Raw genomic sequence first — 2,784 nt, 5'->3', positions numbered from 1 at the left:
TTGTGCTATCAAGTATTGTAGGTATTGCTGGAATGGCAATAGCAGGAGGGGCTTACTTTTATTATTTAGACCGATATAACAATGGGACTTTTCCCGGTGATATCAATGCTGCAAATACTTGATTAATGGATTCATATGCAGATTTAACAAGTCCTAAAGTTATAGTTTTTCTAATAGTGATTTTTTCATTTTTTACAACAATAATTTGTAATATTGGCTTAATCCGCTATGCAATTAGCAGTACTGATGCCGAATTATGTGCAAACAAATGAAGTTTAGCGGTATTATCATTATCACTTGGTGGTTTTTTTGCACCATTTGCATTAACATGATTACCAGATACTGATGTTAAAGCTACAAAAAATGCCCGTGTTGTGATTGTACGCTATTTAGGAACTGCTTGATTAGTATCAGCTATTGCTAGTATTGTTGCAATTATGATTTTTTACAACAAAGCAACAGATAAAACTTGAGTTGGAAACTCAAAACAAAATTTTGCCATTATGATGGGAGTTTTAGCTGCTGTTAGTGTTTTAAGTTTAATTTTTGTCCCTGGCTTTTATAGTAATAAAGTTGTCGCTAATATGATGGTTGAAACTTCTTATGGAAAATGATTAAGTTTCGTTTCAACTATTTATACTATTTTAGTTACAATAATGTTAGTGATTCAAATTATTACGGCATTACTAAAACTAATTGAAGCATTTAGCCGTATATTTCAAAAAGGACAGAATGGATTATCAATTTTTGCTAATATTTTAAACTTTACAGCAACTTTAATTGGAACAATCTTTATGATTTATCTAATTACAAAAGTAATTAAAGGATTATGACGTCGTGAAGATGGTTACATGATTAACATTCCACAATATAAAGCATCTGATCATACGCAACGTCAGTATTAATAAAAGTTTTAAAATGGATTTTATAACACTAAAATCCATTTTTTATTAGTTACTTTAAAAAATATAATCTTTTAAAAAAAATAAAATTAATAATATTTTAATTGACAAAAATTATTGTTTTATATAAAATTAAAAAGGTTTTAACACAATACTTAAATTGTGTCATCGGGTGTTAGCTCAGTTGGGAGAGCGCCTGCCTTACAAGCAGGTGGTCAGCGGTTCAAGTCCGTTACACCCGACCATTAATGAATTTCTGCTGGCTTAGCTCAATAGGTAGAGCAACTGACTTGTAATCAGTAGGTTGGGAGTTCGATTCTTCTAGCCAGCACCATTCTTTGGAGGGGTAGTGAAGTGGCCAAACACATCTGACTGTAACTCAGCTCCTTCGGGTTCGGGGGTTCGAATCCCTCCCCCTCCACCATCTTTATATATATTTTGGGCTATAGCCAAGCGGTAAGGCAAAGGACTTTGACTCCTTTATGCGCTGGTTCAAATCCAGCTAGCCCAGCCATTGTCTCCTGTTAGCTCAGTCGGTAGAGCAACTGGCTTTTAACCAGTGGGTCAAAGGTTCAAGTCCTTTACAGGAGACCATTTATAAAAATATATGCCCGAGTGGCGGAATAGGTAGACGCAACGGACTTAAAATCCGTCGGTTTTACAACTGTACCGGTTCAAGTCCGGTCTCGGGTACCATTTATTTTATTTAAAAAAAATGTCAATATCTAGCTAAAATTTCGTAAATTTATTTAATTGATAATTGTTTCATAGTATATCTTTCAGTTCATCGATGATTTGATTTGGGTTTATGAGCTTTAGATTTTGGTAATGTTTTTTCTGTATTTTTAACTGTTGGAATATATTCTAATAGATTATAAATTTTGTTTTCATACTTAAGATACAATGTTTTATGAAATGCATTAATTATTGTAACATTTGTTTTTGAATTAAAAACTTTTAGTTTTTTATTATCATAAGCTAAGTACTTTTTATTTGCATAACTAATTGATGATCCATTATCTGTTCTTGTTGTTGAAGTTATTGATAAAAGTAAATTAATTTTCTCACTTTCTGGTGCATCAACGAAAGCAGAATTGTTATAATCAATGGGAAGAGCAAAGTGTTTATTAAATTTAGGCAGAAATTCTTTTAAGAACTTATTTGCTTCTTCAAGAGTAGTTACTTTTGCAAAACTTAATTCATTTTTTAGACGATCTTGTAAAGTACCTCATAACCGTTCAATTCGACCTTTTGTTTGAGGAATTGAAGTAGTTATGATTTCGACACCTAATTCATTACAGCATCTGCTGAATTGAGTAAAGGTGTCTTTTTCTTCGTTTTTACTATTATTTTTTTGATAAGTAAAAATTGTTCGCTTATCTGTATAAAATGTCATAGGAATACCATAGTTTTTTAAAATTTGATATAAAACATTATAATAACCATTTAAGGTTTCTTGATAATCAAAATATAATCCAACAACTGTATTTGTTGCATCATCAATAGCACCATGTAAAAATATTTTAGGATATTCATTTTTTAGACGATCTTGTAAAGTACCTCATAACCGTTCAATTCGACCTTTTGTTTGAGGAATTGAAGTAGTTATGATTTCGACACCTAATTCATTACAGCATCTGCTGAATTGAGTAAAGGTGTCTTTTTCTTCGTTTTTACTATTATTTTTTTGATAAGTAAAAATTGTTCGCTTATCTGTATAAAATGTCATAGGAATACCATAGTTTTTTAAAATTTGATATAAAACATTATAATAACCATTTAAGGTTTCTTGATAATCAAAATATAATCCAACAACTGTATTTGTTGCATCATCAATAGCACCATGTAAAAATATTTTAGGATGATTTATTCCTAGTCATAA

General features: G+C 30.7%; 1 protein-coding gene, 6 tRNA genes and 1 pseudogene. 7 read left to right on the top strand and 1 reads right to left on the bottom strand.

All coding sequences use genetic code 4. The annotated features are described in order from the left end of the window. Positions 1-2: 2 nt before the first annotated feature. The 7 genes from C6B38_RS01920 (at position 3) to C6B38_RS01890 (ending at position 1,598) form a co-directional block, all read left to right on the top strand. Positions 3-905: a hypothetical protein gene (locus C6B38_RS01920; protein WP_233485482.1), complete on the top strand. Its 903-nt coding sequence runs from the start codon at positions 3-5 to the stop codon at positions 903-905. Between the two features lie 166 nt (positions 906-1,071). Next, positions 1,072-1,147 (top strand) — tRNA-Val (locus C6B38_RS01915). 13 nt (positions 1,148-1,160) lie between these two features. Then, positions 1,161-1,236: transfer RNA gene (locus tag C6B38_RS01910), tRNA-Thr, on the top strand. 6 nt (positions 1,237-1,242) lie between these two features. Next, positions 1,243-1,326 (top strand) — tRNA-Tyr (locus C6B38_RS01905). 15 nt (positions 1,327-1,341) lie between these two features. After that, a tRNA-Gln gene (locus C6B38_RS01900) sits at positions 1,342-1,416 on the top strand. 4 nt (positions 1,417-1,420) lie between these two features. Then, positions 1,421-1,496: transfer RNA gene (locus C6B38_RS01895), tRNA-Lys, on the top strand. 15 nt (positions 1,497-1,511) lie between these two features. Next, positions 1,512-1,598: transfer RNA gene (locus tag C6B38_RS01890), tRNA-Leu, on the top strand. Between the two features lie 844 nt (positions 1,599-2,442). Here the strand turns inward: C6B38_RS01890 and C6B38_RS10975 are convergent. Then, a pseudogene (locus C6B38_RS10975) lies at positions 2,443-2,784 on the bottom strand (ISNCY family transposase); the annotation flags it as partial.

Source organism: Spiroplasma sp. ChiS (assembly GCF_002968355.1).
Taxonomy (GTDB): Bacteria; Bacillota_I; Bacilli_A; order Mycoplasmatales; family Mycoplasmataceae; genus Spiroplasma; species Spiroplasma citri.
The sequence above is the reverse complement of the archived record's forward strand: the minus strand, read 5'-3'. Positions and strand labels throughout refer to the sequence as shown.